Source organism: Desulfurivibrio nitratireducens, assembly GCF_044068515.1.
Taxonomy (GTDB): Bacteria; Desulfobacterota; Desulfobulbia; order Desulfobulbales; family Desulfurivibrionaceae; genus Desulfurivibrio.
Window position 1 is genome coordinate 1 of the sequence record NZ_JBIPKI010000069.1, and the last position, 6580, is coordinate 6580.

Annotated in this window: 5 protein-coding genes and 2 pseudogenes; 6 read left to right on the top strand and 1 reads right to left on the bottom strand. The window is 60.0% G+C overall.

The window, feature by feature from the left end; genetic code table 11:
- Positions 1 to 480: pseudogene (locus ACHHTY_RS11475) on the bottom strand (DNA polymerase III subunit delta); the annotation flags it as partial.
- 300 nt (positions 481 to 780) lie between these two features.
- Here ACHHTY_RS11475 and ACHHTY_RS11480 point away from each other — a divergent pair.
- The 6 genes and pseudogenes from ACHHTY_RS11480 to ACHHTY_RS11505 form a co-directional block, all read left to right on the top strand.
- A complete protein-coding gene (locus ACHHTY_RS11480; RefSeq protein ID WP_395494302.1) occupies positions 781 to 1947 on the top strand; it encodes an NAD-dependent epimerase/dehydratase family protein in 1167 nt (388 codons plus the stop codon).
- 251 nt (positions 1948 to 2198) lie between these two features.
- Positions 2199 to 2813, top strand: a complete 615-nt coding sequence (locus ACHHTY_RS11485) for a TetR/AcrR family transcriptional regulator (RefSeq protein ID WP_395494303.1) — start codon at positions 2199 to 2201, stop codon at positions 2811 to 2813.
- Positions 2814 to 2885: 72 nt separating this feature from the next.
- Entirely contained in the window at positions 2886 to 4127 is a 1242-nt protein-coding gene (locus ACHHTY_RS11490) for a response regulator (protein ID WP_395494304.1), read from the top strand.
- 21 nt (positions 4128 to 4148) lie between these two features.
- Positions 4149 to 5897 (top strand): sensor histidine kinase, encoded by a 1749-nt coding sequence (locus ACHHTY_RS11495; protein WP_395494305.1) that lies wholly within the window; start codon positions 4149 to 4151, stop codon positions 5895 to 5897.
- Between the two features lies 1 nt (position 5898).
- The gene (locus ACHHTY_RS11500; RefSeq protein WP_395494306.1) at positions 5899 to 6282 is read left to right on the top strand and encodes a response regulator; all 384 of its coding nucleotides are present in this window, start codon (positions 5899 to 5901) and stop codon (positions 6280 to 6282) included.
- Positions 6279 to 6580 (top strand): annotated as a pseudogene (locus tag ACHHTY_RS11505) (sensor histidine kinase); the annotation flags it as partial. The gene ACHHTY_RS11500 and the pseudogene ACHHTY_RS11505, both read left to right, overlap by 4 nt.

Here is a 6580-nt window from a genome sequence, read left to right on the forward strand (position 1 = left end):
GTCGGTCGGTTTGCTGAAACCGAAGAGCTTGCGCCACTGGGGGTCGGCCAGTTCGGCCAGGTTGTCGCTCTGCCAGGCCGCCGGGGCCAGGCCCGCCAGGCCCAGCATGGTGCGCAGCAGCCGGGCCGCTTCCTCTTTTTCCCCCGCCGCCCGGGCTTTTTCGGCCTTTTCCCAGAGGTTGCCGGTCACGTTGCGGGAGAAGAGCAGGCGGGAGTCAAGGACCTTGATCACCTGCCGGCCCCCGAAGAGGCTGTAGGTGCGGAGCCGGGTCAGGGTCTGGAGCGGGTTTTCGTGCTCGCCGTCGATTACGCTGAGCCGGGCCCGGCGTACCGCTTCTTCGGGGAGCAGGGCCGCTTCGAGAGCCGCCGCCGCTTCCCTGCGGAGAAAACGCTCGCCGATCACCAGGTAAATCGGGGCGATATCGCCGGCGGCGATGGCGGCGGTCAGTTGGGGAAGATCCCCGCGTTTGAAAAGGGGCATGTTGTTATCCTTAAATAAGGCTGGCGGAGCAGCGGTTGGGGGCGCTAACGCCGGCCGGGGCCGGGTCGGCAAGCGGGTGCTTGCCTGCTCGCTTTTTATTGATACACCTTTTTGGCCGGGGAAAAAAGCAGATCCTGGCTGCGGCCGCCGGATCTCAGCCAGGCCGGTTTGGGGCCGGTCCCGGCCAACTGGGGAAAAAAAGATGCAATTCCGGCTGTTTTGAGGCATCATGGTTGAAGGCGGCACCGCTCCGGTCCCGCCTTTGCTGGTGATCCGGTTAGCGGGCAAAGGTAGCGGTCTATGGTTGAGCAACAGATAACCTGTCTGGGCAACATCGTCAAAAACGGCTTGCTGGTGGGCGGCTCCGGCCTGATCGGCGGCGGCATTCTCCACTATTTCAAGACCCGGGCCGAGACCGAGTTCGAACTGCGGGCCCCCAACAGCAAGAAGTTGAGCCTGCGCGACCCCGACGACATCCGCCGCTATATCCTCCGCTTCCGCCCCAATTTCATCATCAACTGCGCCATCGCTGCCCTGGATTCCAACCCCCTGCTGGCTTACGAAACCAACTATCTCGGCACCCTCCACCTGGCCCGGGCGGCCCTGGAACTGGAAATCCCCTATATCCACTTCAGTTCGGCGGCGGTGCTGCCGCCCGGAGAAAATCTCACTGAAGACCAGCGGCTGGAACTGACGCCGGAGCTGCCCAACTATCCCAAGTCCAAATTGCTGGCCGAGCTGGCCTTGGCCGAGCTGCACCGCAAATACGGCCTGGATTACACCAATATCCGCCTGGCGGTGGTGTACGGGGGCCATGATCACAAGATCCAGGGTTTTCACCGCCTGCTCTTTGCCCTGGCCGACCAGAGCATGCCGGTGCTCTTTACCAACCGGGGGGCCCTGCATTCCTACTCCAACGCCAAAAAGATTCCATTTTTCGTTCATCACGTCCTGCAGCACCGGCAGGAATTCGGCGGCCGGACCTGGCACTTTGTCGATCCTCTGCCGGTATTGCTCAGCCAGTTGATTCTGACCGTCAAGTCCTATCTCGAGCTCAAGCGGCCCCGGGAGATTTACCTGCCCTATTCCCTGGCTCATTTCGGGGCCGGGATCATGCGCTGGCTGACCCGGATCCTGGGCCGGATCGGCATCGACGCCCGGATGCCGGCGGAGCTGCTTTTCATGGAAAGTTTTTATCAGACCCAGACCCTTTCCAACCGGCGACTGCAGGCTTCCAGCTTCGTCGATCCTAAGCCCGAAGCAACCGTCTTCACCGAACTGCCCCACCTGCTGGAATACTATCTCTCCCGCTGGGAATCCCTCAACCTGATCACCCCTTACAATCGCGATTTCTTCGCCTGCCACCGCCGCGGCGAGGAATTTGTCCGTGATCCCGGCCGGGTGCTGACCAGCCTCGACGAGGAATTGCGCCAGCCTTTTCTCGACGTCGATTCGCCACCCCAATAAATCTCCCGCCCGCCAAGCCGCTTTTTCCTCCTTATCGCTTTGCCGGCCGGCTGTTTCCGGCTGATCGGATAATGGCGGGAGCGGGCCCGGGTGGGCCCGGCAGGCAAGCGCGAAAAAATCTGTTGACAGCCGCCCGGCCGCGGGTGTATTTCAGTAATCAAAGATTAACTGACTGATTGCTCAGGTTGTTTTTTCGGGAGAGGCGGAAAAGGGGCTTCAGGTCCCTATGGTTGCCAACAGTTGGGGCTGGCATGGTTAAGGCGCGGAAAAAGAAGGAAAAAGGACTGTCAAGGAAGGAAGCCATTCTGGAAATGGCCACCATCTTTTTTGCCGAAAAGGGCTTCCGCGACACCGCCATCGGGGATATCGCCCGGATGATCGGGGTGGCCGACGGTACCGTCTTCTACCATTACCGGACCAAGGAAGATCTCTTTGTCGCGGTCCTGGAAAATTTCAAGCAGTTGCTGATCCGGGAGAGCCGTGAATATCTGGTCGAGCAGCAAGCCGCCAACGGTCTGGAGATGGTCGAGGGGCTGATCTGCTTTTATATCGACCTGGCTACCCGGATGGAAGAGCGCTTTCTCCTGCTGCATCGCCATTACCCCTACAAGCTGGCCGAGGAGAACCCCGCCTGTCGCCGCCACCTGGAGGATATCTACAATTTTTTCGCCGGGATACTTGAGCAGGCCATTCGCCGGGGCCAGGAGGACGGCTCGATCAGGGAACTGCCGGCCCAGAAGACGGCCCTGATCATTTTTATCATGGTCGACGGTCTGGTGCGGGTCGGCACCTATCGGCTCTATCAGCCGGGCTCGCTTTACGACGAACTGCTGGCCAACTGCCGGCGCATGCTGCAAGCGGAATAAGCAGCGGGGGCGGGCGGCGGCGGCCGTTGGCCGGCGTGACGGCTAAAACAAATTTCGGGTTGGGGAGTTTTTATGAACATGCAAGCGGGACAGACCAGCACGGCCAGCCTGGCGGTTTTCAGCGGGGATTATTGTCGTGGGGAGGAAGTGGTCGCGGCCTTGGCCCGGGAAAGCGGTTTCCGGCTGGTGGATGACCGGGAGCTGACCGCGGCGGCGGTGGCCCTTTCCGGTTTGCCGGAGGCGACCATCGCCCGCGCCTTTTCGCCCCGGAGTTCAGTCTTCGACAAGTTCACCCATGAGAAGAAGCGCTCCCTGGTCTGGTTGCGCCTGGCTTTGGCAGAATTGCTGGCCGAACCGCGCCTGCTGCTGGCCGGCAAGCTTGTCCACTTGGCGCCCCGGGGTATCCACCACCTGCTCAAGGTCTGCCTGATCGCCGATTTGCCTTATCGGGTGCAGGTGGCGATGCAAGCCGAAGGAATGGAGAAAAAAGAGGCCAGGCGGCGGATTTGTGCCTCCGATGTCGAGAAAGCCCACTGGACCGCGACCCTGCTGGGCAGCGATGATCCTTGGAATCCCGATCTTTACGATATCCTGCTGCCCATGGCGACCACCGACATCGATAAGGCCGTTGCCTTGATCAGCGAACATCTTTACCAGGATGCCCTGCAGCCTACGGATGATTCCCATCAGGCCCTGGCCGATTTTCAACTGGCCGCCCGCTGCTCGGAGGCCCTGGTCCGGGCCGGCCATGACGGTGAGGTTGCCGCCCGCAACGGCGCGATTACCGTGGCCATCAACAAGAAAGTTTTGATGTTTCACCGCCTCCGGGAAGAAGTGCAGGCGGTGCTGGGCGCCATTGCCGGGGTCAGCTCGGTGGAAGTTTCGGTGGAAGCCGGCAGCCGCCCGGTTGATGTTTACCGCAAGTATGATCTTGGCAAGCCATCCAAGGTTCTGCTGGTCGATGATGAAAGGGAATTTGTCCAGACCCTCTCCGAGCGCCTGATCTTCCGGGAAGTGGGTACCGCGGTGGCATATGACGGTCAGTCGGCCCTGGAGATGGTGGTGGACGAAGACCCCGATGTGCTGGTGCTCGACCTCAAGATGCCGGGCCTTGACGGCATAGAGGTCTTGCGGCGGGTCAAAAAGATCAGGCCGGAGGTTGAGGTCATCATCCTTACCGGCCATGGCTCGGAGGAAGACCGCAAAACCTGCATGGAACTCGGGGCTTTTGCCTACCTGCACAAGCCGGTTGATATCGACCTGCTCAGCGGCAAGCTCAAAGAGGCCCATGACCGGGTGAGGAGCAGGCGTTAGCCTTTTTCAAGGCGCATGACCATGGTTAAATTTCCCTGGATAAAAAAACCGGCCTTCTGGGATAGCAGCTCGCAGGGGCCAGTGGCCGAGCGGCCCCATTTCGATTTCCGCCGGATGTGGTACCGGGCCGTTTTTTTGATGCTTTGCGCCGCCCTGTTGCCCTTTCTGACCCTGGCCTGGTTCGACTATCGGGTATCGCGCCAGCACATTGAAAACGAAATTGTCCTGCGGACCGACCGGCTGATTTCCAATACCAAGCGGACCGCCTCCTATTTCCTCGAGGAGCGGCAGGCGGCCCTGCAGTTCATCGTCCAGGACAACAGTTTTGCCCAGCTCGATGACGATCGGAGGCTTACCCGGCTCCTGACCGGTCTGAGCGGCACCATCGGCGGCTTTGTCGATCTGGGTCTGTTCAACGCTGAAGGCCGCCAGATTCGCTATATCGGACCCTACGCCCTCAAGGATCTCGACTATTCCCAGGAGCCGTGGTTTCAGTCGGTATTGATCTCGGGCAGCTATATCAGCGATGTCTACCTGGGATTTCGGGAAGAGCCCCATATGGTGATCGCGGTGCGGAAGGAAACCGAAGACGGTTCGTTTTTCGTCTTGCGGGCAACATTGAGTACCGCCTGGTTCAACCAGCAGTTGGAGCATGTCAAGGAAGGCGGCTTTGGCGATTCGTTCCTGATCAACCAAGAGGGTGTAATTCAGACCCCTTCGATTTTTTTTGGCGAGGTGTTGACGCGATTCCCTCTGGAGGTTCCTGCCTTCGCCGAGGGCACCAGGGTACTGATGACCGTGGACCAGTGGGACCGGCCGATCATCATGGGCTACTCCTACATTCCCTATTCCCCCTTCATTCTCCTGGTGATCGGCCAACAGGAAGAGCTGTTGCGGCCCTGGCTCAATACCCGCTACGCGGTGGTCAGCTTCCTCTTGGTCAGCGGCCTGTTGATCATGCTGGTGATTCCGGGGGTGGCCACCAAACTGGTCAGTGATATCTACCGGGCCGACCAGGAAAGAATCGTGGCCCTGCGGGAAGCCGCCCAGGCCAACAAGCTGGCCTCTCTAGGGCGGATGGCCGCCGGGGTGGCCCATGAAATCAACAACCCCCTGGCGATCATCAACGAAAAGGCGGGGCTGTTGTGGGATTTGCTGGCGGCCCAACTGGAGGCCGGGGCATCGCGGGACAAGATTCTGGGCCTGATCGACTCCATTCACCGGGCGGTGGAGCGTTGCGCCGGGATCACCCGCCGGCTGCTGAGTTTCGCCCGGCCCGGCGAGATGCGGATTCAGCCGGTCAACCTGGCCGAGGTAATCGGCGAAGTGCTCGAGTTTCACGCCAAGGAGGCGGAATACCGGGATATTAAGGTGAATGTGGAGGTGGCCCGGGATTTGCCGATCTTTGCCAGCGACCGCGGCAAGTTGCAGCAGATCTTTCACAACCTGATCAGCAACGCCTTTGCCGCCATGGCCGACGGCGGCCATCTGCACGTCACCGCCACCAGGCGGGATCAGGACCATCTGCTGATCACGGTCACCGATGACGGGCATGGGATCGCGGAAGAAGATCTGAAACGGATTTTCGAGCCGTTTTATACCACCAAGGCCAAAAAAGGCGGAACCGGACTGGGGCTTTCCGTCACCTACGGCCTGGTACAGGAGCTGCAGGGGCAGATTCGGGTGGAAAGCTCGGTGGGCATCGGGACCCGGTTTTTTATCACCATCCCCTGGCAAGGCACGGTAACTACCGAAGAAGCAAGGAAATAAAATGCGAATTTTGCTGGTTGACGATGAAGAAGAACTGGTATCCGCCCTGGCGGAAAGGCTGACCCTGCGGGGCCTGCAGGTCGATTGGGTCGTATCCGGGGCGGCCGCCCTGGAGCTGGCCCGGGAGCGCGAGTACGACGTGGCCGTGATCGACATGAAAATGCCCAAGATCAGCGGAATCGAATTGAAGCGCAAGCTGGAGGCGATCAATCCCGAGCTGCAATTCATCTTCATGTCCGGCCATGGCTCGGCCACCATCTTTCAGGACGGCATCGATGAGGCCGGCAGCGCCGGCTTTTACCTGCTGAAGCCGGTGGAGATCGATTTGCTCCTGGAAAAAATCAGAACCCTGCGGCAACGGGCTGGGGACAAGGAAAAGCCATGAAACAGGAACACGCGGAGTGTTTGCTCCAGAATGCCGGAATCAACTTTTTCGGCACGGTGGTGGCGGTGATTACGCACGAGTTGAAAAATGTCCTGGCCATTATCAATGAAAACAAAGGCCTGCTGGAGGATTTCGCCCATCTGGCCCGGCAGGAGGAGCGGGAGCTGGAGCCGGATACCGCTTTGACCACCGCGGCCGCCATCGGCCGCCAGGTGGAGCGGGCCGATATTATCATCAAAAATCTCAATCGCTTCGCCCACAGTCCCGACCAGGAGGTGAAAATTTTGGATCTGGGCGA